Origin of the sequence: Eubacterium sp. BIOML-A2 (genome assembly GCF_009680135.1) — a bacterium.
GTDB classification, from domain to species: domain Bacteria; phylum Bacillota; class Clostridia; order Lachnospirales; family Lachnospiraceae; genus Faecalicatena; species Faecalicatena contortus_B.
On record NZ_WKZK01000040.1, the window covers coordinates 47,406 to 72,539 of the forward strand.

At 47.8% G+C, this 25,134-nt stretch carries 22 protein-coding genes and 1 pseudogene; 5 read left to right on the plus strand and 18 right to left on the minus strand.

The features are described from left to right. Positions 1-150 precede the first annotated feature (150 nt). The 15 genes and pseudogenes from GKG43_RS14270 to GKG43_RS14340 all read right to left on the minus strand — a co-directional run bounded on the left by GKG43_RS14270 (position 151) and on the right by GKG43_RS14340 (position 12,855). Positions 151-1,479, minus strand: a complete 1,329-nt coding sequence (locus GKG43_RS14270) for a virulence-associated E family protein (RefSeq protein ID WP_173020111.1) — start codon at positions 1,477-1,479, stop codon at positions 151-153. Beyond that, complete coding sequence (locus GKG43_RS14275; protein ID WP_129879223.1) at positions 1,421-2,059, minus strand: CHC2 zinc finger domain-containing protein; 639 nt, start codon at positions 2,057-2,059, stop codon at positions 1,421-1,423. The genes GKG43_RS14270 and GKG43_RS14275 overlap by 59 nt, the downstream gene beginning before the upstream one ends. Before the next feature lie 56 nt (positions 2,060-2,115). Next, entirely contained in the window at positions 2,116-3,702 is a 1,587-nt protein-coding gene (gene mobQ / locus GKG43_RS14280; RefSeq protein WP_129879224.1) for a MobQ family relaxase, read from the minus strand. Positions 3,703-3,982: 280 nt separating this feature from the next. Continuing rightward, the gene (locus GKG43_RS14285) at positions 3,983-4,300 is read right to left on the minus strand and encodes a DUF3847 domain-containing protein (protein WP_129879225.1); all 318 of its coding nucleotides are present in this window, start codon (positions 4,298-4,300) and stop codon (positions 3,983-3,985) included. Between the two features lie 359 nt (positions 4,301-4,659). Further along, the gene (locus GKG43_RS14290) at positions 4,660-5,931 is read right to left on the minus strand and encodes a transcriptional regulator (protein ID WP_129879226.1); all 1,272 of its coding nucleotides are present in this window, start codon (positions 5,929-5,931) and stop codon (positions 4,660-4,662) included. Continuing rightward, complete coding sequence (locus tag GKG43_RS14295; protein WP_129879227.1) at positions 5,918-6,760, minus strand: DNA adenine methylase; 843 nt, start codon at positions 6,758-6,760, stop codon at positions 5,918-5,920. Before GKG43_RS14295 ends, GKG43_RS14290 begins: the two co-directional genes overlap by 14 nt. A gap of 155 nt (positions 6,761-6,915) precedes the next feature. Beyond that, the gene (locus GKG43_RS14300; RefSeq protein WP_129879228.1) at positions 6,916-7,206 is read right to left on the minus strand and encodes a molecular chaperone; all 291 of its coding nucleotides are present in this window, start codon (positions 7,204-7,206) and stop codon (positions 6,916-6,918) included. Continuing rightward, positions 7,184-7,477: a hypothetical protein gene (locus tag GKG43_RS14305; protein WP_087283479.1), complete on the minus strand. Its 294-nt coding sequence runs from the start codon at positions 7,475-7,477 to the stop codon at positions 7,184-7,186. Before GKG43_RS14305 ends, GKG43_RS14300 begins: the two co-directional genes overlap by 23 nt. 93 nt (positions 7,478-7,570) lie before the next feature. Further along, positions 7,571-7,858, minus strand: a complete 288-nt coding sequence (locus GKG43_RS14310) for a CD1845 family protein (protein WP_129879229.1) — start codon at positions 7,856-7,858, stop codon at positions 7,571-7,573. Between the two features lie 2 nt (positions 7,859-7,860). After that, a complete protein-coding gene (locus GKG43_RS14315; RefSeq protein ID WP_129879230.1) occupies positions 7,861-8,136 on the minus strand; it encodes a DUF6809 family protein in 276 nt (91 codons plus the stop codon). A gap of 14 nt (positions 8,137-8,150) precedes the next feature. After that, positions 8,151-8,528 carry a TnpV protein gene (locus tag GKG43_RS14320; RefSeq protein WP_129879231.1) on the minus strand — a complete coding sequence of 126 codons (378 nt, stop codon included), beginning with the start codon at positions 8,526-8,528 and terminating at the stop codon, positions 8,151-8,153. Then, a complete protein-coding gene (locus GKG43_RS14325) occupies positions 8,525-10,930 on the minus strand; it encodes a recombinase family protein (RefSeq protein WP_129879232.1) in 2,406 nt (801 codons plus the stop codon). The genes GKG43_RS14320 and GKG43_RS14325 overlap by 4 nt, the downstream gene beginning before the upstream one ends. Positions 10,931-11,001: 71 nt before the next feature. Beyond that, positions 11,002-11,520 (minus strand): annotated as a pseudogene (locus GKG43_RS14330) (type IV secretory system conjugative DNA transfer family protein); the annotation flags it as partial. After that, positions 11,517-11,993: a PcfB family protein gene (locus GKG43_RS14335; RefSeq protein ID WP_129879234.1), complete on the minus strand. Its 477-nt coding sequence runs from the start codon at positions 11,991-11,993 to the stop codon at positions 11,517-11,519. The gene GKG43_RS14335 and the pseudogene GKG43_RS14330, both read right to left, overlap by 4 nt. A 22-nt stretch (positions 11,994-12,015) precedes the next feature. Further along, the gene (locus GKG43_RS14340) at positions 12,016-12,855 is read right to left on the minus strand and encodes a DUF6017 domain-containing protein (RefSeq protein WP_129879235.1); all 840 of its coding nucleotides are present in this window, start codon (positions 12,853-12,855) and stop codon (positions 12,016-12,018) included. Positions 12,856-13,489: 634 nt separating this feature from the next. Here GKG43_RS14340 and GKG43_RS14345 point away from each other — a divergent pair. The 5 genes from GKG43_RS14345 (at position 13,490) to GKG43_RS14365 (ending at position 20,651) form a co-directional block, all read left to right on the plus strand. Beyond that, positions 13,490-17,068, plus strand: a complete 3,579-nt coding sequence (locus GKG43_RS14345) for an InlB B-repeat-containing protein (RefSeq protein ID WP_173020110.1) — start codon at positions 13,490-13,492, stop codon at positions 17,066-17,068. Positions 17,069-17,403: 335 nt separating this feature from the next. Continuing rightward, positions 17,404-17,826, plus strand: a complete 423-nt coding sequence (locus GKG43_RS14350; RefSeq protein ID WP_129879237.1) for a sigma factor-like helix-turn-helix DNA-binding protein — start codon at positions 17,404-17,406, stop codon at positions 17,824-17,826. 488 nt (positions 17,827-18,314) lie between these two features. After that, positions 18,315-18,683: a replication initiator protein A gene (locus GKG43_RS14355; protein WP_129879238.1), complete on the plus strand. Its 369-nt coding sequence runs from the start codon at positions 18,315-18,317 to the stop codon at positions 18,681-18,683. Continuing rightward, positions 18,680-18,919 carry a hypothetical protein gene (locus GKG43_RS14360; protein ID WP_129879239.1) on the plus strand — a complete coding sequence of 80 codons (240 nt, stop codon included), beginning with the start codon at positions 18,680-18,682 and terminating at the stop codon, positions 18,917-18,919. The genes GKG43_RS14355 and GKG43_RS14360 overlap by 4 nt, the downstream gene beginning before the upstream one ends. A 91-nt stretch (positions 18,920-19,010) precedes the next feature. Continuing rightward, complete coding sequence (locus GKG43_RS14365) at positions 19,011-20,651, plus strand: recombinase family protein (protein WP_129879240.1); 1,641 nt, start codon at positions 19,011-19,013, stop codon at positions 20,649-20,651. Between the two features lie 234 nt (positions 20,652-20,885). On the opposite strand, the gene rlmD is transcribed toward GKG43_RS14365, so the two are convergent. The 3 genes from rlmD to GKG43_RS14380 all read right to left on the minus strand — a co-directional run bounded on the left by rlmD (position 20,886) and on the right by GKG43_RS14380 (position 25,095). After that, complete coding sequence (gene rlmD, locus GKG43_RS14370) at positions 20,886-22,559, minus strand: 23S rRNA (uracil(1939)-C(5))-methyltransferase RlmD (protein WP_129879241.1); 1,674 nt, start codon at positions 22,557-22,559, stop codon at positions 20,886-20,888. Between the two features lie 240 nt (positions 22,560-22,799). Next, on the minus strand, positions 22,800-23,741 hold the full coding sequence (locus GKG43_RS14375; RefSeq protein WP_055151467.1) for an HD domain-containing protein: 942 nt from the start codon (positions 23,739-23,741) through the stop codon (positions 22,800-22,802). 64 nt (positions 23,742-23,805) lie between these two features. Further along, a complete protein-coding gene (locus tag GKG43_RS14380; RefSeq protein ID WP_055151470.1) occupies positions 23,806-25,095 on the minus strand; it encodes a S1C family serine protease in 1,290 nt (429 codons plus the stop codon). Positions 25,096-25,134: the final 39 nt, after the last annotated feature.

Genomic DNA, 25,134 nt, shown 5'->3' on the forward strand with positions numbered 1-25,134 from the left:
TATTTTCTTTTTCTTCTTTTTTTATAAAAGTCGGTTGTCATGGTTGTCAGGGGAGAGAAAATGCCCATCAAATCAGGGGTTTTCAGACTTTCGCCCGACAACCAGACCGACAACCGGCTCGACAACAAAACGGCAACCGACACTGATTTTTTACTTCACCCACTCAGGGGGAAGTTCCAGCTGCTCCACTTCCTCCGGCGTTAATTCCTGAAAATCTCCACCTCCGTTGTCGAGCTGGATGCGCTCCCAGCCTTTCTGACGCCCATAGGGGCTGCGGAAGTACCGGGGATTGGAAAACGCCCTCCAGCCGGTCACGCTGTTGTTCATAATGTCGTTGATCTCCCGGATTTCCCATTGTTTCGGCTCGTCAAAGCTGTGTCCCAAGGCTTCCCGGAACAGCTGCTTGGAGCAGACAATATTATCCGAACACTTTTCCAGATACTCGATGATCTGCCCGGCTTTGGTGTCCTCCGGCATGAAGTCACGCTGGTGGACTTTCAGATACTCGTTCATTGCCGGGCTGAACCGGAGCTTGAAGTTTCCGCTGCGGTAAATCTCCATCGCTTCTGCCCAGACCTGTATGAGATAGGCTCTTGCTGCCGGTTCATCGTCCAGAATGTGGATTTCTGCCAGCTCTGGATGTACCATGACCGGCACAAAACGGCGGTTGCCGGTGCGGTCGAGGGGCAGGAAGTCCAGCGTGTTGGAAGTGCCGCAGAACACACACTGCCGTTTTCGGTCAGCCGGGTGGGTTTCGTATGGCACTTTATAGGTTTCCTTCTGGCGGCTGAGAAAGGACTTGATTTCCTCAATGCTCTTGGCATTGGCTGTGGCAATCATCTCCGACATCTCGATCAGCCAGTGTCCCTGCATCTTGCGGTACACATTTTCATCGTCCAGCTTTTTCAGGTCATCGGAAAACCAGTCATCCTGAACTGCCAGCAGGCGAAAGAATGAGGATTTTCCGGCTCCCTGACCGCCCACCAGACAGAGCATGATTTCAAATTTACAGCCAGGACGGAACGCCCGTGAGATTGCTCCCAGCAAAAACAGCTGCATGGCTTCACAGGTGTAATCATCGGCATCAGCTCCCAGAAAACGGTGCAGACAATAGCGGATGCGCTCCGTACCGTCCCACTGCAAGGCATTGAGAAAATCCCGGACAGGGTGATAGCGGTTTTCGTTGGCAATTACCATCACGGCATCCTGTATCTTTTTCTCGATGCTTAGCCCATAGTTTTCCTCAAAATACAAGAGCAGATATTTGATGTCCACATCGGTCAGGGTCGGGCTGTCCCGATACCAGCCGAGGGGCTTCACAATATCCACTCGTTCTGTCAGCAGATTTTTTCGGATAGCTCCTTTCAGCAGAGGGTCAAGCTGAAACACCCGTTTATAGTTGGCTGCGGCATTGGATACCTTACCTTTCTCGGTCTGTTCCAGGCTGCTTCTGACCTGTTCTACGGTGCAGAGTTCCAGCTGCTGTCCATTCTGCAATTCGCTGTTCAAGTTTCATCACCTCTTTTCCTTGCTGTGCTACAAGCTCCCGGTGTTCTTCCGGCGATCCGTCCAGAAAACTATCCAGCAGATACTCTGTGTAGGTTTTTCTTTGCAGGGCTTCCACAAAGAGCGGATGCAGGTCATCCTCCGGCGTTTGCGGGGCATACTGCTGTTCCCATTCCTGGAGAAGGTGGAAGTATTCGCATAAGACTTTGTAGCAGTGCATTTCTTCCTGCCTGTATTTCTGCTCCGGGGTAGGTTCCCGGATATGGGGTTTGACGGTCGGCTTCTGCCTGTTGTCATAGGCAATCCCCAAATCATCAGCCAGCTTCATGGCGGCATCCTTGCTGGGCAGCTCAAACAGCCGGGAAACAAAATCCACTGCATCCCCATCAGCCTGACAGCCAAAGCAGTGAAAACGCCTGTCCAGTTTCATGCTGGGATTTTTGTCATTGTGAAAAGGGCAGACCGCCATGCCGTTTCTGCTGACAGGGATGCCGTACAGCTCCGCTGCCTGTCTGGTGGTTACATTCTGTTTGACCGCTTCAAATACATTCAAAATATCACCTCCGGGCAAAACAAAAGGCACCTGATTTCTTTTGAAAATCAGATGCCTTACAGTTCCATATTCTGTTTTTTCTCCTGCCGGTGCTGCTCGTCCTTTTTTCTGGATTCCTCCTGATAGTCCTTGATTTGCTCAGTGACAGAGTGCTTCGGCTCCGGTTTCTTTTTGACCTCTGCCTGTTCTGGGACAAGTACCTTGCTGACCCAGTAACGGATTTCTTTCAGCGGCTTCAATTCCTCCTGTACCGCCGCCAGCTGTCCGGTATATTCTGCATGAGAAGTTTGCAGCTGTTCATACTCCGCTTGCAGGGCTTCCAGATCAACATTCAAGTCAACACCATGCTTTTTCAAAAAACGGTACGCCTTGTTGTATGCGTCCAGCTCGTCCCGGTGGCTTTCCGCATAAACGGACTGCACCGTTTTCCAGCCGATTCGCACATACTTGTCATGGACAGCTTTATGCTGTTGACAATCGGCAATGGCGTTCTGGATGCCGGTAATCACTTTCATGCGGCTCTCGGCTTTCCTCATGCCGGTGCTGATGCTGCCGGATTTCTGCTTCACTTCCTCCAGCACACTGTCCAACTGCTCCAGCGTAAAAATCTCATGGTCTTTCAGATAATTGGTTGCGTTGACAAAGGACTGTAAATCTTTCGTTGCACCTTTTTGCTGACCGTATCTTGACCAGTCCCGGCGTTCTGCTTTTCGCAGATTGAGATAATCCCGCAGAAGATTGATAAGGTCAGGGAATGCGGTTTCCGGCTTTTTCTCTGCCAGCAGCTCTTTCCGGGCTTCCAGAATATCGCTAATCCAGTCACGCAGATTCTGAATGGTGCTGCGGATCACGCTCATCATGCGGTTAGCGGCTTTGATGTCCCGATTCAGATTGCCGATATTGGTCTGGATGCCACGGCGTTCCATCTGTGTGACAGCTGCTCCCATGTGGACGGTGGGGATGATGTCCAGCCCCTGCTTTTCATAGGAACGGAGATCGACACGGACAGGGCTGTTCACCATTTCCAGATAACGGTTCTGTACTGTTTCCCAGCCGGTGCGCCACTCCTGCCCATGATACTGCTCGTTCCAGTCAACGGTGTCCTCCTTATGGCTTTTCCAGTTCCCAGATGGAAGTCGGATACGCTCACCGTTTTCGTCAAGGTCATAAACCTTTCTGGCTTTGGGAAGCCATTTCCCATGCTCGTCCATTGCCCGCATGGTCAGCATCACATGACAATGGGGATTGTGTCCCGGTGGCTTGGGGTCATGGATGGCAAAATCAACAATCATGCCTTTGGAAACAAAAAACTGGTTGCAGTAGTCCTGCACCATCTGGGGATACAGTTCCTCCGGCACTTCTCTGGGCAGTGCCAGCACAAACCGTCTGGCAAGCTGGGAGTTCCACTGGTTTTCAACGGCTTCCACTGCGTTCCAGAGCTGTTCCCGGTCGGCGTATTCCGGCGGGGCATGGGACGGCAGCATGATTTCCGTGTAGACCACACCTACTTTTTTCCGGTAGTCTTTGTGCTTCTGGTCATACTCGGAAAACAGATTCTCGCCGCTCTGGTAGGCAGCTCCGGCAACAGCTGACTGCCGTTTGCTCCTCTTCGTGATTTTGATTTCAAAATGAGGGTTTGCCACTTCATCATCTCCTTTGGCAAAACAAAAGACCGTCTGCAAAGCTGCAAGCGGTCAGGTCATCGGGTTCTATTCCTGTTGTTCGGAAATTCCTGTCCGGCAGGGATTTTCGGACAGCAGGGGGCAAAGGGGTAGCTGGCTTTAGCCAGCGCAGGGGAAGTGCAGCTTCCACTGGATGATTGGAGCAGAGGGTTTATCCTGTGCGGAAATCATCAGCTCCCTGCAAGGGGCTTTCGGCAGAACGCAATGCACCACCTTTAGGCGGTGTATAATTGCGCCCTTGTTAAAACAAGGGGTTCTCGCTGCCGTCCATTGTCAGCGTTTTTCTCCGCTCCTCAATCAGCGTGTCCAGTTTCTTTTGGGCGGCATCGCCGTGAAACAGGAAGGTCAGAAGTTCCATCACATCGTCATCGGTCAGCAGAGTAGGCTCACGCAGAAACTTCTCCAGCATCCCGGCACGAGTGCAAAGCCGGTGGGTTCTCTCGCTCCGTGTCAGGCGTTTCCTCTCATGCTCCAGCTGCTTCTCTCTGTGCTGGGCGGCAATCAGCTTTTTCTCGGCTGCGGTTTTCTGGCGGTTCAGCTTTTCCAGTTTTTCATTCATGTGTATCGTCTCCTTTTGATGATTGAACAAAAAAAGACCGCCTATCTTTTACGATAGACGGTCAGAGGAGCAATGTTTCTAACCCTTGCTTATCAAGGTGTCCACTTCTCCTTGACAAGCCAACAAGGTTTAGTAAGATGATCTACAGTCCTTGCACCATGACTGATTTCTAATCTCACCATTCTCCATTTGTCTGAACCCAAATTCGCTTAGCGGTTTTTCTTGTTTGCATTTAGGACAAATACGAGTAGGCTCACTCCCATTATAGCCATGGGATTGAATTTTGGGTCTTTGCGAATTTTGATCATTTGCCATAACAACCACACCTCCTCTCTGGAACAATTTATACCATCGACTATTTAATCATCAATGATACTCAAAATCCAGTTTGTCCAGCCGATAATAGTGGAAGAACGCCTGAAATATGTGCTTTCAGCACCAATATTATACAAATTTGAGTTTTTCATAATTCGCACAATAGTATTTTTGTCAGGCATAACACCATTTTGAAGATGTAGTTTAAGCGTTTCCCTGAAAGGCTTATGTTCCAATATTTGTGAAACTATCGCAAGCTGACGCTCTCGATAAGCCAGATTCATAATACGATGCCCTTTTTCTGAAAGCTGGAACAGAATGTTATTATCCTCATCTCGTCCCTTATCGATAAGCCCTAAATATCTTCCAGCATCGGTATAGTAGTTTGTTTGTCGTACATCAAAGGCATATTCCGTTGTAATGCTGTTTCGAGTCATCGGCTTTTCATGCAGCAATTCAATAAGGTTGATGATGCGGGACATACTATCTGCTTGCGGAAAAGAGATCTCTGGCTCTTGAACCTCAGGTACAGTTCCTAACAGATTTTCAATATCGGACAGACAAATCTCCGTTGCAATTACATAGTTTTTTTGTTTTACCAATCTGAGCGAATTGTAATTCTGCGGGTCATCAAATTGGTATTGATAGAGATTAAAAATTCCGTTAGAAAAAATGAGAAAAACCGGCTTAACTATCTTAGTAACCCTGTTGCTCCAAACACGAAACGGATAATATAACTGGCGTACAAGAAAATCATCTGACAAATCCCTTTTGGCTTCAAATAGGGAAAGATAGTTGATTCCTTCGTATGCAGCATCGATTTCGATCTGGGAATTAGTAACAGACACCGCTCTTGTTCCTGATGCAGAATCGATGTTAAAGTTAAATTCCCCTGAACTCATACGCCCACTAACTGTTGCTACTAATTCTTCATCTTCCAGAAAATCTTCCAAAATTCCACAAGCGTTTGCACAGTTCAACGCAATAGCTTCACTTACGAGGAATTGAGGCATCAAACTTTGGATGTGTGCTGGAATTGAAATTCGCTGAACATCTGTGGACGGTTGCTCAAACTCTTTGTATGCTGAAAATGACGAGATAACATAATCGCCACGAGTAACAGGCAAAATCGCCAATTGATTTTCAGCAAAAATAGTTGGTAGATTGACTTTGTGGTCAAACTTGGTCATCAACCTCGGCTCACGAAATTCCTTAATCTGATTGGCTGAAATAGTAAACTGACCATTTCTTTCAATTTCAGCAAGTATGTGATACTTATCAAAAAGGTTCTCCCAGGCGGTATCATTCAGTCCCATAATTCCTGATAAGCACCTCCTCGATGGCTCCACGCTTGCTTGCATCAGAGTTAATTGCTCGTTTCGCTTTTACTATGGTAATTTCATACTCCCCGTACAGTTCTTTGATAAACTCTGTTGCGGAATTGGAGAGCATAAACTTGACACCACGCCGAGTTAACTCATCGCAACATTGTTTTAGGCGGATCTGTTCATTTCTGTCAAAACCGCCTTTGTTGTATCCGGTAAAACTTGCTGTATCAGAAACAGGATCGTAAGGGGGATCAAGATAAACAAAACCTCCTTTTCGTACCCGTTTCAGCGTTTCAGCAAAATCCTCACTATAAAATGTGATGTTGCTTGCACCAAAATATTTGCTAACAGCTCTCAGTATAGGTTCGTTAACGATATTCGGATTTTTATAATGCCCGAATGGGGAATTGAACTCGCCTGATGAATTTACTCTAAATAATCCGTTAAAGCAAGTTTTGTTGAGATATATCAGTCTCGAAGCCCTTTCAACTTTCGACATAGCTTGATATACTTCTTTATCTCTGTCCATATCTCGGATAGCGTAAAAGTATTCAGCAGTATTTTCGTGCTTCTTAAGGGATTCCAGCAAACTTTCAACATCGTCACGAATAACCTCGTAGACTGTTATTAAATCTTGATTCAAATCATTTACGATTGCCCTTGTAGGCTGGATTGAAAAAAGTACTGCTCCACCACCTAAAAAAGGTTCACAATATGATGTTATCCGCTTAGGAAGTAAAGGGGTAATTTCGTCCAAAAGCTGACGCTTACCTCCAACCCATTTTACTACTGGGGCAACCAGTTTGTTTTTTGCCATAGCCTACACCTCCTTCGCAGATCAATTCATACTATTATACCATAGAAACCAATGTCTATCAACCGCTTTTTAGATGATAAACGCTTTGTATGTAACAGTCAGAACATCGGGTGTAGACCCGACATTCTGACCGCAAAAAGCCCCTTATCGCTACATTACTTTGTCTTGCCACTGAAACCGTTTTGCCGGGCGTACTGGCTGGCTTTCTGCCTGCGTTCCTCGCTGTACGGCGGCTGCAAGCGGATGGACAGCCGGGACTTGTCGATCAGATAGGACACGCCGCCCAGATGCTCCGGCTTTTCCAAACAGCATAGATCAGGATACTTTTTGCTGAACGCTGCCAGCCGCTTTTTCAGCCCGGCATTGTAGGTGTAGATGCTGGCAGTGCTTTCTCCCTCGTTGAACAGGATGATGGTTTCTTTCTCAATCTTCGTCAATCTCGTCATTGTCAACCTCCATGCTGCCGCCCACGATGCGATTCAAAATAGCCTTGTGCCGGTAATAGGCTTCCATCTCCAGCTTCATATTGTAGAAGAAGCAGCGATACCACTTTTCTACGCCCTCGCTGTCCAGCTTGTCAGCCAGAGCTTCCACGACTTTCTTTCCGGCAGGGTCGGGAATCAGGTCTGCCACCTGATACAGACGATCCACCGTTGCTTCACGGTTGGGGCAGCCAAAGACAAACAGGATTTTCTTTTCACCAATGCTCATTTTCATAAAATAGTCCTCCTTGAAGTTGATAAAAATAAAAGCGGCAGATAGTTCCCATAGGAATACCTGTCGCTTTGTGAACGATATGAAATTGTCGGGTCAGGACTTGATAAAATCACGCAGTCCGTAGTTTATGTCTACAATTCTTTCAATCAGCCATTCCGCTATCTGGGGGATGATGAAGATTGCAAAGCTGACTGCCAGCATTTTCAATGCTTCCATGCCGGTACACACTCCAAACATCAGCCCGGCAAGTGTAATCATGAAGATAATTCCTGACAGCAGGTCAAACAGGATAGCAGAAAAGGAAGTCAGAAAGATTGCCACCCATTGAATCAGGGTCACAACTGCCACCAGCGGCAACGCCAACATCTTTATCAGAAACATGGCTATTTCTCCCCATTGACCTGTTCATAGGCTTCATGCTGAACAATCAGCCCAGCGGAAAAGCCGTATTTGAAGTGGCTTTCGCTTTCTTCACATTGGGCGATTGCTGTCTGCGCCCGGAGTTCCTTCACCAGCTCATAGTCCTCTTTGCTGAGCCGCTGGGACAGCTGTTCCATCAGTTTCTCACAGGCTTTGACCGCCTTGCGGTATACTTCCGATGTAGGGACAACTGTTTCACATGGATAAAACCTCCCGTTGTACATTTCTTCCAAAATCATGACATCACCTCCCTTCAGCAGTAGATTAACTCTACCTTGATGATTTCCTCAGCCCGGCTGCGGATAGAGTTCATGGACTGCACCCATAACATCTGATTTTCAGCTTTCATGGCTTCGGTCACACCCTCGGCTTCTGCCATCTGGCGGATAATCAGGTGCAGCCTGTCCGTTGCCTGTTTGTTCAGATCGGCAAGGACAGTGTGGAGCTTGCCGGACAAAAGCAGGTCACTATAAACCATCGGGCGAAACTGTTTCAGATAGGACTGGTGCAGCCGTCCCCAGTGACCAATGGGGCGGTGTTCCTCCGGCAGCTTCAAATCCGGCACATAGTAATCGCCCACCAGCACATAATCCATGCCGTTTTCGTGGATTCTCGGTTTTAACTCTTTCATGCTGAAATTTCCTCCTTACTTTGGTTCTTTTTATGATAATCCTCCCTGCGTTTGTCAAGGTAGGCTTCATAACGCCTGATGCCATCAGGATCACCAGCTTCTGCCGCCGCTTTCATTTTCTGACGGGATTTTGTGGTTGCTTCGCTCTGGTATTTCCGCTTTTCAGCCAACTGCCGGGCAGCTTCCGGGGCAGTCCTGGCAAGCTCAACCAGTGCATCGTGTTCAGCCTTGCGTTTGGCTGTCCGTGTGCGGGTATATTCAGCCTTACGCTCTGCCATCATAGCCGCATACTCCGGGTCTGACGCTATCCGGGCTTCTTCACGCTCCTTTTTGCGCTGCCGGGCTTCGGCTTCTTTGGCTTTCATTGCCGCCCATTGCTCGGCTGCTTCCGGGTCAGTTTTAGCTTTTTCTCTCAGCTCAGCTCGTGACAGCTTCTTTTTCCGGGTGGCTCGTTCCATACGCTTACGCTCGGTTTCCAGGAGCCTTTCCTGACGCATACGCTCTTTTTCATCCAGCTGCCGGAGATATTCCGGGTCAGCTTCTCGGGCTTCCCGAACCTTCTGGCGGTACTTCTGGTTTCGCTCCCGCAGTTTGCTCAAATGCTGTTCATATTGGGCAATCGCTTCCGAATCACCGTCTTCTGCTGCCAGCCGCAGAGCTTCTATTTTCTGTTTCCTGCGTTCGTTGGCTCGTCTGCCTTTTTCCTGCTTCTTCCGTTTTTGCTCGGCATCTATGGCGGCAATGCGTTCTTCCTCGGACACGGTTTCAACAGGCGGGTAGTAGCTGCCGATGAAATTAAAGTGGATGTCAATGTTCTGCTGGCGGTAGATGGTGCGCCCACCAGTTGCTTCATGAACTTCCACCCGGTCGATGAAGGAGTAGAGCATGGCATCGGTCAGTTCTGTGCAGTCACGGTATTTTCTGACCAGTGCCAGAAAACGCTCAGTATCCGCTTTCTTTACGGTTTCCTGCTGAATCTGGCTTTCCAGCTCCTGTACCCGCCGTTCCAGAAGGATTTGTTCTTCATCGTACTGCTGGATCATGCGCTGCGCCTGTCGTTCCGGTAGTACACCTTTCACGGAGCTTTCGTACAGGTTTTGAATCATGGTGTCCAGCTCTGCCATGCGCTTTCTGGCTTCTTCCAGTTCCCGCTGTCCGCTGTCTGTGTTCTTGCTCTGGTTTTCATTCCAGATGCTTTTGAGCTGGGCAACAAACTCGGCTTCATTTTCAAGGACATATTTGCTGACCGCTTGAATTGCCTGTAAAATTACCGCTTCCAGAACCGATGTTTTGACAAAATGGGATACACATTGACCGGCAGTATTCCGATAATTTCCGCACTGAAAAGCTGAATCTGAATCAAACCGTTTTCCGCTTTTCACCCTGTCCGGGCTGCAAAAATTCATTCTTGCGCCGCAGTCTGCACAGTAAATCAAGCCCGACAGACGGTGGGTATAGGTTCCATTGGCTGCTTTCGGACGCTTCTGTAACCGCAGTTTATGGGCAATATCCCATGTGTCCTGTTCAATGATGGCTTCATGGGTATCCGGGAAAATCATCAGTTCATCGGCTGTGGCGGCTCTGCGCTGCTTCGTTTTAAAATTCTCGCAGATGGATTTGCCCAGCACTGTATGTCCCAGATATTCCTGTCTGTCCAGAATGTACCCTACGGTGGTTGCACTCCAGCGGTAGGGGTCTGCAACCTCGCTATGTCTGCAATTTTCAGGAAAATACTTGGCGGCATGAGCAGACGGTATCAGTATCTTTTCCGCTGACAGCATTTCGGCAATGGCAGTCACTCCAATGCCCTGACACGCCAGACGGAAGATTTTCCTGACAACCTCGGCAGCCGGTTCATCCACGAGCAGCTGCTGCTTGTCCTCTTTGGTGCGCTTGTAGCCATAGGGGATAGAGCCGCTGCACCTCATGCCGTTTTTCATCCGTGCTTTGAATACCGCCTTAATTTTATTGCTGGTATCTTTCGCATACCACTCGTTCATGATGTTCAAAAACGGGGTAAGGTCATTGTCTGAGGGGTTGGCGCTGTCCACGCTGTTGTTGATGGCGATAAACCGGATGCCCTTTTTCGGGAAAACAACCTCGGTATAGTAGCCGACTTGCAGGTAGTTTCTGCCAAAACGACTTAAATCCTTTACGATCAGGACAGCCACATGACCTGCTTCAATTTCTTCCAGAAGGGCGTTAAAGCCGGGACGATTGAAGTTCGTGCCGCTGTATCCATCGTCCGAAAAATGCCGGATATTTCTCATGCCATGCTGACGGGCATATTCTTCAAGGTACATTTTCTGGTTCTGGATACTGTTGGATTCTCCGACCTGTTCATCATCTCTGGACAGTCGCTCATACAACGCTGTGATTTTTATTTCTTCTTTTTTGGCCACGGTTTTAACCTCCCTTCCTTATGTACTTTTATCTCGTGTGACGCACCCTTTCTCTATCCTCTCCAAGTATAGCCCTTTGGATCAGTCACAACATAGCTTGAATGCATCTGCATAAGATTCGGTTTCACAAAGAATCTTGTTTTACCGGAACCAGACCCACCTATCACGATGACATTCTTATTCCTTGCATACTTCGGTTTACTTGGTCTGGATGACATGGTGATTCTTTCTGTCTGCGTAAGAAGGACATTGTTGTAAAACTCCTTGTCCATATATGGTTCAATATCTGCTTTATTTCCCCATCTTGCGCTGCCATATTCCATTCCCTGACGATATTTCTTCGCATTCTTGCCTTTTGCGTAAACTAAAAGCCGTATCACTACGGCTCCGGCAATTCCTATCGCAATATCTATGAGCTTGAAGCTTATCATCGGATGACTGAATGAATAATTAAGTCCATCTCCGATATGAAGTATCTTGTAGCTCATATCCCCACCCAAAACTCTGAATGCCTGGGAGAGTTTATCAAAGAGATAAACAAAAATTAGATATGGGGAATTGAGCAAGATTTTCTTCTTCAAATCACTCATAGCTCCACCCCACGATCCTTGACTTTGATTTTCTCACGAGTCTTGTGATTCTTCTCGGCTGCCTCTTTGAAAACAGAGAGTGCTTTCTTCACAGATGGCTTCTTCTCCTTACGGAGGTTCTTAGCCATATACTCCTTAAAGGCTGCCTCCATCACATCTGCATCACGGCCCTTGAAGAACACCAGATACCTTGGTGGATTCTCTGAAATATCTTTCTTCAAGGCAAAGTCAATTCCGTACTTCTTGGCCGTACCTTCAAAATCTTTGATATTGTCATAAGTTATCTCGATGGATGAGATATTGGTATTCTGCTTCATGAGTTCTTTCAAAGTCTGTTTGCCATGCTGAAACTCTTTCGGCCGGTTCTTCTGTGCTTCTAAAAAATGACGGAACGCTTTTTGTAAGAGTTCCGCCGTTAGCCTCGTTGTCCTTACAGACAATGCCATCGTTTTCTGTTCGACTTCTTCTTGCATAAATCACGTTCTCCTTTCCTGCTTAATATCCGTACATATCATGTTGAACCATAGCTGTGTAATAGCTATCTATCGTTGCCGGTGCATTGAATATCACGGCTTTCAAATACTGTTTGATATTCTTGATTTCCTTCAGCTTAGCATTCTCTTTGAAGCAATCAATGATGTACTGAACATGGCCATAGTCAACATTCAAGAATCTTTCTTTCACCACAGAATGAGGATATTTGTTACTTGCAATCTGGATGGTATCACCGTTAGACATAACCGTTTCCACCATGATTTCTATGATTTCATCAATGAGTTTCAGATCATACGGATAAGCTATCTTAAGTGATTCATAGTCCAGATTGATTTGAATCTGCCCTTTCCAATAATCATAATTATTGTGTTTATTATTTCTCTTCTCATCCTTTCTCATCTCATCTGAGGTTTCCACATTTCCACACTCACAAGAGCAGGGATTTAGGGATGAGATAAGATTAGATGAGTCTTTTATATCATCCGTATTTAATTCTTTTTTATTTTCTTGATTAGTATTTAATTGTGTTGGATTATCCGATATCGGTTTATCCGTTGTCGGATTATCCGTGATTGGATTTTCCGATATCGGTAAATCCAAATGCGGTTCTTCATAAATCGTATATGATGTCTGACTAAAAGTTCCCTGAGAGGCCCTGGTCTGTTCTCTGACAACATAGCCGGCTTTTTCCAGCTCTAATACTGCTGTCCTTACTGCATCAACACTTTCTTTGTTGATACGCGCCAGCCCTTTTAGTGAATAATCCCATTCTTCCGAAAGGGATAGCATCTGAGATAATAATCCTTTCGCCTTTGGCAGAGAGTCATAAGGAAGTATCATCAAAATATGGCTTCTGCCGGGTAAACGAGAAAATGAAAAGCGCTATGCAGATGATTGAACTATTTGCATAGCGTTTTTTCTTTGCGCTTCCTTGCACCTTTCAGCGTCCTTCAGGACGCGCAGCCGTGAGTGAAACTCACGATCTCAGAGGTTTGGGGAAACGTCACCAACAAGCATTTTTGCGAGGACAGGCCATCGGGCCGCCTCGCAAAATTCGCAAACTTGTACAAGTTTGCATTGCTTGCCAATTTGTATCATGAATTCCTGATAACCAACTTCGAAAGGAAAGATGTCCTCGGCAAAAGAGAAACAAGGACTGTGGATGGGAGCGGTAACAATTCGCTATAACCCAAGAAAAACCCAAAAGAATTATGCGGGAATATGCGCAAAGAATTATGCGGGAATATGCGCAAAAGCCTTGTTTTTTCGGGGTATTTGTGGTATCCTTTATAAGGATTATTCTATCTGCTGTTCTCTGAGGACAACACCTCTGAGGACAACACCTCTGAGGACAACACCTCTGAGGACAACACCTCTGAGGACAACACCTCTGAGGAGACATTTATGCCTCGGAGGATTTAGCATCAATCGTAATGAACCTCCTTCCGAGAGCAATCTTGAAGGAGGTTTTTCCATGAAAACAAACAGCAAAATTCTCGCTGTCGTGATGGCGTTCATTATGATCATCGGGCTGGTCCCGATCAGCGCCTTTGCAGAAAATGATCTTCCCGCGACAAACACGGATACCGTTGTCGAGAATCCGGTGAACAACACGGAGGAAACAACAACTCCCTCCGATCCAGGCGAGCAGCCTGGATCAGACGAGGGGAAGGCGCAAGGCGATAACAAAGACAATGCGGAAGATGAAAAGCAGTCCTCTGCTGCCATCTTCACCGTCACTTTCGACGCCAACGGTCACGGCACCGCGCCGGAAGCCGTAACGGTTACAGAGGGAAAACTCCTCCAAAAGCCGACCGATCCGGCAGAGGACGGCTATACCTTCACGGGCTGGTATCGAGACAAAGAAGCGACCAGCAAATGGAATTTCGACACGGATACCGTAACAGATCACACCACTCTCTACGCCGGCTGGGAGGGAAACACCCCCGCGCCGACAAGGAGCGGTATGCTGCGTAACGGCGGCACAAAGTCGGAAAAACCCCCGGAAGGAATCACCTTCAACATAGAGGTTATTTCCCGATCCGGGAGTGACGGTGACTGGCGTGTGGGCGATAAGGGAAAAGCAACCGCGACGGTGAGGCCCGAAGACGCATGTAAAGACGTGATATGGGAAGCTTATCCGGAGGACATTGTTGAGATTGATAAAGATGGATATTTCACAATCATAAAACAATATGATCATTCGGGATTTGAGTATATAACTATATATGTCGAATCACTAGATGGTTCTGTTTATCATTATGCACAAATAGGACGTCTTGCCCCGGCAGATTCAAACTATTGGTCAAACGCCATAGAAGCCGTGGAAATCAGTGAATGCCCTAACACGGATGGCATGTGGCGTGAGGGAAATGAGGGACAGGCATCTGTAAGGTGGAAATCCGGCGTGACGCCAAGGACCGTTACATGGTCTGCGTCTACTGGCGAGAACGTTGACATTGAGATCGATTCTGACGGAAAGTTCCGGGTGACGAGGAAGGACTTGTACTCGCAAACAAACGTTTATATTACTGCAACATTTAATGTTAACGGTGTTGATTATAGCTGCCGTAGCAATGCAATTAAGGTATTTAAGGACAAGAAAAATGTAACTGCTGTTAAACTGATTAAGTCGCCTACGAAACTGTCCTATGTAATAGGGGAAATGTTTGATTATACCGGTTTGGAGGTAGAACTGACATATCATGACGGAACAACAGGAACGTCTGTGAACGGAGAAGGTTTTCACTACCAACCGGGACAGGATGGTGATTGGTGGGGTCCACGAAACACTCCGTTTCAGAATGGAGATAACAAGGTGGCCATCACTTATTCACCGTATTATGGAGATTCTGGAACTGGTACAATAATATTTAACATCCAAGTATCAATACCACCAACCTACACCGTGTCGGTCACAAACGACGGAAACGGAACAGGAGAGGCAAATCCGACATCCGGAACGCAGGGCACGGAAGTAACGCTGACAGCCACACCGAACAGCGGCTATAAGTTCGACAGGTGGGTTGTTAGCAACGCAAACGGTGGAACGCTTTCCGGTGTAACTGACAATCCGGCGATATTTACCATAGGCACAGGACATGTAACAATCCGCGCGACGTTTGCTGAGGATCCATATTACCGATATGCTATTACATATCATTTAGATGGCGGGACAAATGATGCAAACAATCCTGCGACCTATACCCAATTTGATACAATCACCCTTGCGGACCCGAAGAAAGATGGCCACACCTTTGGCGGCTGGTATGACAATGACGCCTTCACCGGGAGCGCCATCACGGAGATCCCGGCAAACAGTAAGGGGGATAAGGAGCTCTATGCGAAGTGGACGCTTGATACTTATAACATCAGCTATCAGAATCTGAAGGGAGCGTCAAACAGTAACCCGGTAACCTATACGATTGCCATTACGCCGCTCACATTGGCATCTTTGACGGGCGGCCCGACGGGCTATACCTTTGACGGCTGGTATGATAATTCCTCTTTCAGCGGAAACGCCATAACAGAGATCCCGGCAAACAGTACGGGAGACAAGACGTTCTATGCGAAGTGGACGGCTGAAACTTATAACATCAGCTATCAGAACCTGAAGGGAGCGTCAAACAGTAACCCGGCAACCTATACGATTGATGACACGCCGCTCACATTGGTGCCTTTAGTGGGCGGTCCGACGGGATACACCTTTGACGGCTGGTATGATAATGCCGCATTCAGCGGAAATGTAATAACGGAGATCCCGGCAAACAGTACGGGAGACAAGACGTTCTATGCGAAATGGACGGCTGACACTTATAACATCAGCTACCAGAACGTGAACGGAGCGTCAAACAGTAACCCGGCAACCTATACGATTGCTGATACGCCGCTCACATTGGTGGATTTAACGGGCGGTCCGACGGGCCACACCTTTGACGGCTGGTATGATAATGCCTCCTTCAGCGGAAATGTAATAACGGAGATCCCGGCAAACAGTACGGGAGACAAGACGTTCTATGCGAAGTGGACGGCTGAAACTTATAACATCAGCTATCAGAACCTGAAGGGAGCGTCAAACAGCAATCCCACGACTTACACGGTTGTCGATACGATCACGTTAGCGGCCCTGCCAAATGTGACGGGCTATACCTTTGACGGTTGGTATGACAACGCAACCTTTAGCGGAAGTCCTGTGACAGGGATCACTGCGAACAGCACGGGAGATAAGACGTTCTATGCGAAGTGGACGGAAATCTCCTATTACAACGCGAAAGGCAACGGAGGTGAATGGACGAAGGGAAGCGGGAGTGCGCTCACATTTATATTCAAACGTTCCGTGGATGACGAGACGACCTTTGACCACTTCATCGGCATTGAAGTCGACGGCAAAGCGATCCCTGAAAAGGACTCCTCGGGCAAAGCGAACTGGACGGCAAAGAAGGGCAGTGTCATCATCGAACTGCAGCCGGTGTATTTGGAAACGCTTTCTGTCGGAGAGCATAAGATGGCCGTACAATTCGACGACGGCGCGGATGCCACAGCGACCTTTACGGTGAAGCAGAACCCGCCGCAGCCGACCATAAGCTACACAGCGAAGGACGGTTCCGGGAACACGATCCAGTCCGTTACCTGGCAGAAAGGCAGCGGAAAGAATCTTGACCTCACCTTCAAGCGCAGCGAGGACGATCATCTGACCTATGGCCTGTTTGGTTCATTGGAGATCGGCGGCGTAACGGTAGGCAGTGCCAATTACGGTGCGGCGGAAGGCAGCTTGAAGCTCTCCATCAAGCCGGAATACCTGGAGACCCTTTCTGTTGGCGACCATACCGTCAAGGTTAACTTCCAGGACGGCAGCGCCACGGTGAAGCTGACGGTGCTGGCGGCGTCTGCACAACCGACGCCCTCACCCACACCTAAGCCGAGCGAAAAGCCCACCTCGCCCAAGACCGGTGACGAGAGCAATCTGACGCTGTGGAGCAGCCTCATGTTCTTGTCAGTTGCAGCAATGATTGTCCTGCTTCTGTACGCACGGAAAAGAAAAACCGAAAAATAACGTAGACAGCACAAAACGATAAAACACCCGCAAGGGCGGCGAGGCTGAAAACGCCCCGCCGCCCGATTTGTTTATACGAAAGGCGACGATATGAAATATGGATTTGAAATAAAAATACCGCCGTAACGGAATACAACTAAACAGCCTTCTATACACTGACTCTCTGCTTTTCGCAGGGATCATTCCACAGGATAACCATGCCGGTTTAGCCGCACTCTTTCTATGGGTGCGGCTTTTTGCGTTCTTTTATAGGATGGGCGGCCCATGCCGCTGTCGCTCTCCGCCCTCTGATTTCGATTTTGCCATTCAACAAAAAGAAATCGGAGGAAACAAAAGTGAAAGAAATCAACTTACACAAGTATTACCCATTCTGTAATCCCGGCGAAACGGTCGAAGTGCCGGATGAGATCGCAGAGGTGTTTTTAGAGTTTGAACGCCGCGAAAACGCTTACCGTGTGCGCACCTATCGGTATAAAGCCTACTATTCTCTTGATCGGGATGACGGGATTGAAAACGACACCGTAAAGAAACCGCTCCCGCCGGAGGAAATCCTCGAACGCAAGGAGGATGAAGATGCGCTGTATAGCGCGATGAATCAGCTTACGGAAATCCAAAGGCGGAGAATTTACGCGCAATATATCCTCGGAATGAAGCGCAGGGAGATTGCGGAGGCCGAGGGGTGCGATTACTCTTCCGTGAGTGAGAGCATACATAGGGGCTTAAAGCAGCTTCGAAAGCTATTAAAGGATATGCTGTAACAGGCATCCTCTTTTATTTGAAAATGTCCTTACTTATGGAGGGGTGTTGTCCAGCATCAGAGCTCTTGCGAAAAATTTTTGAAAAAGTTTTGCTCAACCCCACCCCCAAACGGCCAAAAAATGACCTTATATATAGAGGGACTTTTTTCTGACCGTCAAAGAACGGCTTTCACCTAAACGGGATTTTCCCGGACAGGTGGATTTGAAAAATACTTGCTTTGTCCCCGAAAAAACGTCTTGAAAATGAAATGGTATATAGAGGGAGGTTTTCAAGACAGTCCGAAAGGAGGTGTTGCCATAACAGGATTTGCCTGTCCTGGGTTTTCAGAGTCTGGAAAAGCTGACAGTCTGGCGTGCCGTCATTTCGGCTTTCCGGATGCCTGATTTCCTTACGCCCATGACCGCCCGAATGTAGACGGAAATTAGAATAAATATAGTTATCTGTAACTTAAAGCAAAGAACAATATATCTATCTGCCAAAAGATAGGATGGATAGAGGAAAGGAGAACACATTGCTTTATCTTATCCCTTACAGGAAAGGCACACCGCTTACGTCATACCTGCGCCTGCCTCGCTTTCTGGTTTCTATGGCGCTGTCCAATGACGCAAAGTTACTGTATGCCTTGCTCCTCGATCGCGCCGGTATCTCCGCTGAAAACGGCTTTACGGAACCGGACGGAACGATACGCCTGTATTTCACTCTGAACGAGGCAAAGGAAAAGCTGCATAAGAGCCGGCAGGTCGCCACCCGCGCCTTTCACGAACTGGAGCAAAGCGGCTTGATCGTTCGCAGGAAGCAGGGGCTTGGACGACCCGCCATTATCACCTTAAACATACCGCAGGAGGAAAGCAAATGAACGAAAAGAATAAGTTATACGATATCCCTTCGGGTCTGGACCCGGAGATCGCGGAAAGAATCGGACAGTATTACAAAGACGGCGCCTTTGAATTTGAATTCGGCACAGAAGAACTCATCACCGTCGATGGCAACACGGTTTATCATGTGATCCCCCGCTATGCGGAGGACGGCGCGGAAAGCGTGCTTGTAAAGCTGCGGCGCGTCATCGGAAAAAGATTGGAGGAAGACATTTGAAAAGGGCAGAAAAAGAGAAACCAGCATGGTATAATGGGGGCAACCGTTTACCCGGCTGCCATTCCCGTAAACGGGAGGAAAGGAGTATGTTATGAATCAGCAGCCGGATAAGATCACGGCTCTATATTGCCGGTTAAGTCAGGACGATGCGCTGGATGGGGAGTCGAACTCGATCACGAATCAAAAAAATCTGCTCTCCCGCTACGCTGCCGATCACGGCTTCAAAAACACCATGTTCTTTGTGGACGACGGTTACTCCGGTACGAACTTTCAAAGACCGGGCTTTCAGGAAATGATGAAATATGTGGAGGACTATTCGGTCTCCACACTGATCGTCAAGGATCTGTCCCGTCTGGGCAGGGAGTATTCGTACATGGGGCGCTTGCAGGATTTCATTTTCCCGGCGTATGACGTCCGCTTTATCGCTGTAAACGACGATGTGGACAGCGCCAGAGGCGAGAACGATTTTGCGGTGTTCAAGAATGTATTCAACGACTATTTTGCAAAGGACACAAGCAAAAAAATACGCGCCGTTGTCAAAATGCGTGGAGAAGCGGGCGAACACCTCGCCAGCAATCCGCCCTATGGGTATATCAAGGACCCGCAGGACAAAAAGAAATGGATCGTTGACGAAGAAGCGGCAAAGGTGGTGCGGCATATCTTTGATCTCTGTATCGAGGGAAAAGGCCCTATGCAGATCGCAAAGGCATTGACGCGGGAGCGGGTATTGACCGTGACCGCCTACAATGCAAAGCAAAAGGGCTTATCCATGCCGGACAACCTGTATCAGTGGAACGGCAATTCGGTAGTAAAAATACTGGAACGACCGGAGTATTTGGGCTGTACTGTGAATTTCAAGACCTATACCAAGTCCTTGAAGTTCAAAAAACGAATGGAGAATCCAAAGGAAAACCAACGGATATTCGAGGAAACGCAGCCGCCGATCATCGAGCGCGGACAGTGGGAACGGGTACAGGAGCTTCGTAAAAACAAACGCAGACCCACCAAGACGGGAAAGACAAGTATGTTCTCCGGGCTGGTACGGTGTGCGGATTGCGGAGCAAAGCTCTATTTCTGCACCTGCAACACCTACAAGGACGACACGCAGGATCACTTTGTCTGCTCCAACTACAAGAGCAATACAGGCTCCTGCCAGATTCATTTTATCCGCGAGATCACGCTGCAGAAGCGGGTACTGGAATGCGTACAGCGGACGCTGACCTATGTGCGGGCGTATCGGGACGATTTCATACACGATATGCTGGCGCAGGACGAGGCAAGCCGAAAAGCGGAGCTTGCGCAGAAACGAAAGGCTCTTTCAGGGGTACAGAAGCGCATGGAGGAACTGGACAAGATCATCCAGCGTCTTTATGAGGATTCGGTGTTCGGCAAGCTGAGCGACGAGCGGTTTCAAAAGCTGTCTGCTCAATATGAAGCAGAGCAAATAGAGATCAAGACGCTTGCCTCCGTGCTGGAACGGGAGATCGAGGATGACGCAAAGCAGGCTGTGGACGTGGAACGGTTTCTAAATCTTGCGGAGCGGTATTCCGAACTGCAGGAGCTTGACGCAGCCACGGCCAACGAACTGATCGACAGGATCGTGATCCACAGCCCCGAAAGGATCGACGGACGAAAGCACGTCACCATCGAAGTGTTCTTTACTTATGTGGGGAGGATACGCATACCGCTTCAAAAGCCGGAACTTCCCACGAGCAAAGCACAACCGGCGTGACTTTCGCCACGCCGGTTGTACAAGGTTTTTTCTATCCTTCCTTATGAGCCTCCCCCATTGAGCGAGATATTCTTGTTTTTAAGATGATGATTTGACATCACCGTATAATCTTTTGTCTTTTCAACTCTAAACACTGCCATAGTACGCTTCCTCCTTTCGTTTTTAGCAACAAAAAAAGGAATGTGATCTTCTCAGAAAACATTCCTTTTCTCATCAACGATTATTCAGTTTTTGCTACTCAATGTACTTGAAATATTTTAGTGCATCCATAATGGCAGCTTCCTTCTCCGGTGTGCATTGTGGTTGCTTATATTTCTCATTTTTTGGTGGATTATAGTTCGGGCGTAAATCTACCCCCACTTTTCTCTTGATTTGAGAAATATATAGTGTCGGAACTTTGAAACCATATTTCTCTAAAATATACTTTTTGATTTCCTCATAAGTCCCTAATTTACGCCTTTCTGAGCCTGTTGGCTCAAATTCACTCATGTCAACTTCCACCTTGACATGTTCATCAGATTTAAGTTTGGAAAGATAGACAACCGTCTCAACGTGCACCCCCATAGGGAACTGATCCACAGCCCTCCCTCTCACCAGCTCATACCCCGCCCCGCTAAGATACTTCAAATCCCGGGCCAAAGTAGCCGAGTCACAGCTCACATAAACAATCCGATCCGGTTCCATTTCCACCATTGTCTCCAGCAGCGACTCCTCACAGCCCTTCCTGGGAGGATCAACCACTATCACATCGGCATGAGCCTTCTCCCCCGGATGTTCCTTGACATACCGTCTATAATACTCCGGCAGCACATCCTCCGCTCTTCCGATATAAAATTCCGCATTCCCAATACCATTAATCTTAGCATTATTCCTTGCATCTTCAATTGCCTGAGGTACAATCTCCACCCCATAGACCTGTTTTGCCTTCTGGGCCAGAAACAGTGAAATCGTTCCGATCCCGCAGTACAGGTCCCAAACGGTCTCGTTCCCCTTAAGCCCCGCATACTCCAAGGCCAGGCCATAAAGCTTCTCCGTCTGTACCGGATTGACCTGGTAAAAGGACAGCGGCGATATCTGATATTTTATACTGCCAATATAATCCGTAATAAATCCCTGCCCCCACAGAACCTCGTAACTATCTCCCATAATAACGTTGGTATTCTTTCGATTCACGCTGACCGATACACTTGTCATTCCAGGAATCTTCCGCAGTTCTTTTATCAGTACCTCACTATGTGGAATCATTTTCCCGTTAATCACCAGACATACCATGATTTCCTTTGTTACAAATCCATATCGGATCAACGCATGACGGATCAGCCCATGGCCCGTCTTTTCGTCGTAAGCCGCAATGCCATATTCTTTCATAAAGGCAAGTATCAGCTCAAGAATCTGCTGATTGACCGGCACACCAAGCGCACAGTCTGTATTGGCAATAATATCATGGGTCCGGCCTGCATAAAAGCCGGTTATGGGGTTCCCATCCTTATCCGTCCCAAAGGGAAACTGCGCCTTATTCCTATAATAAAAGGGTTCCTCCATTCCAAGTGCAGGTTCCATAATCCGCTCCAGCAGCTCCGTAGCAAACCCGCCAATCCGTTCCAGATTTCCTTTTACCTTCTTTTCCTTGAATTCCAGCTGTTTCTCATAAGCCAGCTCCTGTATCTGGCAGCCTCCGCATTTACGGGCAAACCGGCATTTCGGTATAACACGGTCGGCTGACGGCTCTATGATATCCATTAGCCTTGCATACCCGTAATTCTTTTTCGCTTTCATAAGCTTTGCCTTCACGACATCGCCAATCACCGCATCTTTAATAAATAAGGTATAGCCATTCACTTTGCCTATACCTTCTCCATTCACACCCATATCTTCAATTGTCACTGTGACAATATCATTTTTCTGCATAACTAAACTCCTCTAATACGTTTTTGAGTGCGTCTGACAATTCACAATCACTGCCTGATTCGCTTTAATCTGCATAATCAGGCTGAAGTGCAATTGGTCAAACACACTCTGGAATACCTCTTTATGTAACAGTTCAGACAATTCAGAACTGTTACGCATCGAGCCATTGTAATCGCTTTGCGATGGGCTGGATGCCTGGGCCTCCTCCACATTTTCGCAGGATCCGCATAACAATTGCTTTTATATAGAAGTTTTTCTTAAATTAGACTCAAACAGCCGATTATATCCCAGCCAGTCTGTTCCCGTCTTGTCCTTGAATATTTCCGTCAGCGTCTGCATCTTCGCGTCTGCATTATCTGCCAGGTTCAGTGCCATGGCCTCCGCCAGAGCCGGCTTTTTCGGAGATCCATATTCGAGTTCTCCATGATGTGCGATGATACAGTGTTTCAGCTCGCTCGCCAGCTTTTCCGGAAAGCCTGGAATCGCGCGGACTGCCTCACTTACCATTTCCACACCGATGATAATATGTCCCAGCAGCTGCCCGTCATCGGTATAATCATTGTCCGGAAATGCGGACAGTTCTTTTGTTTTTCCTATATCATGGCAGATCGCAGATGCATAGAGCAGGTCTTTATTCAAGATCTCATAGGCTCCGGCAAAGTATTCACACATTTTTACCACGCTCAGCGTATGCTCCAGCAACCCTCCGGCAAAACCATGATGGACTGTCTTCGCTGCAGAATGTCCTTTAAAGGCCGTTATGAATTCTTCATCCTCCACAAAGTAATATTCCACTGCCTGACGCAGGTAATCGTTGGATATCTGGCGTATATAGGAACGCAGCTCCTCAAACATACCGTCCACACTCTTATCGGATGTCGGCATATAATCAGCCGGGTCGTATTCCCCCTCTGCGGCTTTTCTTATCTGTTTAATATTGAGCTGCCGATTGTTATTGTAGCTGATGACCTCGCCGAATACTTCAATAAAATCTTTCTCATCATAATCGGCTATTCCCTGGGAATTGGGATCCCATACTTTTCCGTCCAGAGTTCCTGTTTTATCTTGAAGCAGCAGGTTATCATAGGGCTTTCCATTCCTTGTCTCCGCGGAACGCTTAACCTTGCAAAGATAAATGCAGCGTATCGTCTCTCCTTCGTGTAAATCATTAATATATCTCATCATATCCTCCCATAATTGAGGCTGCCATCTACCCGGCAGCCTTTCTAAGTTTCCTTTTTATCGTTTATTCCTGACTTCCAATTGTAACAGTAAAGTCTATATCCACATACCCATTCGCCCCGCGGCGCTTACCTTTTATCTTGACGTTTTCTCCTGCTTTGCAGCTTATAACCGCCTTCTCATAGGATAAGGTATTCGATATCTTTGTGCCCGCAACTTCCTGAATAATATCTCCATTCTGTATTCCTGCAGACATGGCCGGGGAATCCGGATTGATCTCCATCACGTAAACCCCTGCGGGCATGTCCTGCGCTTCTGACAGAGTATCGTTGATCGTTGTGCCGTAAATACCTACATACGGTACGCTCTCCCCGTTCACCAGCAGTTCAATTGTGGCCTTTAAATCAGAGATCGCCAGGGCCTTGGCGGTATTGTTCTGCGCGCCGCCCCAGATTCCTGGGTCGATCATGCCGATTACTTCGCCATTCATATTGAATAGTATCCCTGTACCTCCGGCTTCTGACGGAATATCGGTGGCCAGAATGCTTCGCTGACCGTCAGCCTGAGTTTCGTCGTAAGAGTTGGAACTTACAACTCCATATCCAACTCCGTCCGCATACCCGAATGTATTGCCAAGGGCGAGAACCACATCCCCCTTAGTCGTAATGTTGGAATTTCCGAGAACCGCTACTTTCACAGCGTTCCAGGTCGTATTTGTAATCTTGGCCCGCGGGATCGCAAACACTGCAAATCCGCTGTTCTTGTCCTGCTTCTTCAAGGAGGCTCCGTACTGGCTGTCATCAGCAAAGGTGATCTTCCACTTTTCAGCATCCTGACATACGGAACTATCACAGAGTATCAACAGCTCCTGCCCGTTATCGGCGGCAATAAGTCCTGCAACACCTGCACCAGGACCGGTATCCACAGAGAATGCCGTGTCTTCTCTGACCGGATTCACAGAAACCACACACTTGTCCGCCTCTTTTGCAGTCTCGTACACACTTTTCATGATTTCCTGAAAACTGTCGGCATCAAGTACAGGCGGCACCGTCTCTCCTTCGGTAGATTCTGCGGTCTGCTGCTCGTCCGTCTCCTCTTCGTCCTCCGGTATCGTTACGGTCTTGGGATTCCCCTGAAATTTGCTCTGCGCCCATGGTTTAAGCGCAAAAAAACTAAGGCAGGCGAACGCCCCGAAAATCAGTCCATATATCCCCACTCTCGCAAGCTGTGTGAGGATTTTCTTTCTGGTGACTGGTTTGGGTTTAATCGTCTCCTGCAGGAAAGAAAACTGTTCTTCCTTCTGCTCCTCATGGCCCTGGTCCGGCTTCTGTTTCGGATCTTCATCGTACGGCATAGACTCTAATCTCCTTTAGTTTATAGTATAACCGATTCA

What these genes read in the sequence shown, in the direction of transcription:
- GKG43_RS14285 (WP_129879225.1), bottom strand. Translation starts at nt 4,300, where the DNA reads ATGAATGAAAAACTGGAAAAGCTGAACCGCCAGAAAACCGCAGCCGAG.
- GKG43_RS14290 (WP_129879226.1), bottom strand. Translation starts at nt 5,931, where the DNA reads ATGGGACTGAATGATACCGCCTGGGAGAACCTTTTTGATAAGTATCAC.
- GKG43_RS14295 (WP_129879227.1), bottom strand. Translation starts at nt 6,760, where the DNA reads ATGGCAAAAAACAAACTGGTTGCCCCAGTAGTAAAATGGGTTGGAGGT.
- GKG43_RS14300 (WP_129879228.1), bottom strand. Translation starts at nt 7,206, where the DNA reads ATGACGAGATTGACGAAGATTGAGAAAGAAACCATCATCCTGTTCAAC.
- GKG43_RS14305 (WP_087283479.1), bottom strand. Translation starts at nt 7,477, where the DNA reads ATGAAAATGAGCATTGGTGAAAAGAAAATCCTGTTTGTCTTTGGCTGC.
- GKG43_RS14310 (WP_129879229.1), bottom strand. Translation starts at nt 7,858, where the DNA reads ATGTTTCTGATAAAGATGTTGGCGTTGCCGCTGGTGGCAGTTGTGACC.
- GKG43_RS14315 (WP_129879230.1), bottom strand. Translation starts at nt 8,136, where the DNA reads ATGATTTTGGAAGAAATGTACAACGGGAGGTTTTATCCATGTGAAACA.
- GKG43_RS14320 (WP_129879231.1), bottom strand. Translation starts at nt 8,528, where the DNA reads ATGAAAGAGTTAAAACCGAGAATCCACGAAAACGGCATGGATTATGTG.
- GKG43_RS14335 (WP_129879234.1), bottom strand. Translation starts at nt 11,993, where the DNA reads ATGCAAGAAGAAGTCGAACAGAAAACGATGGCATTGTCTGTAAGGACA.
- GKG43_RS14340 (WP_129879235.1), bottom strand. Translation starts at nt 12,855, where the DNA reads ATGATACTTCCTTATGACTCTCTGCCAAAGGCGAAAGGATTATTATCT.
- GKG43_RS14345 (WP_173020110.1), top strand. Translation starts at nt 13,490, where the DNA reads ATGAAAACAAACAGCAAAATTCTCGCTGTCGTGATGGCGTTCATTATG.
- GKG43_RS14355 (WP_129879238.1), top strand. Translation starts at nt 18,315, where the DNA reads ATGGATAGAGGAAAGGAGAACACATTGCTTTATCTTATCCCTTACAGG.
- GKG43_RS14360 (WP_129879239.1), top strand. Translation starts at nt 18,680, where the DNA reads ATGAACGAAAAGAATAAGTTATACGATATCCCTTCGGGTCTGGACCCG.
- GKG43_RS14365 (WP_129879240.1), top strand. Translation starts at nt 19,011, where the DNA reads ATGAATCAGCAGCCGGATAAGATCACGGCTCTATATTGCCGGTTAAGT.
- rlmD (WP_129879241.1), bottom strand. Translation starts at nt 22,559, where the DNA reads ATGCAGAAAAATGATATTGTCACAGTGACAATTGAAGATATGGGTGTG.
- GKG43_RS14375 (WP_055151467.1), bottom strand. Translation starts at nt 23,741, where the DNA reads ATGAGATATATTAATGATTTACACGAAGGAGAGACGATACGCTGCATT.
- GKG43_RS14380 (WP_055151470.1), bottom strand. Translation starts at nt 25,095, where the DNA reads ATGCCGTACGATGAAGATCCGAAACAGAAGCCGGACCAGGGCCATGAG.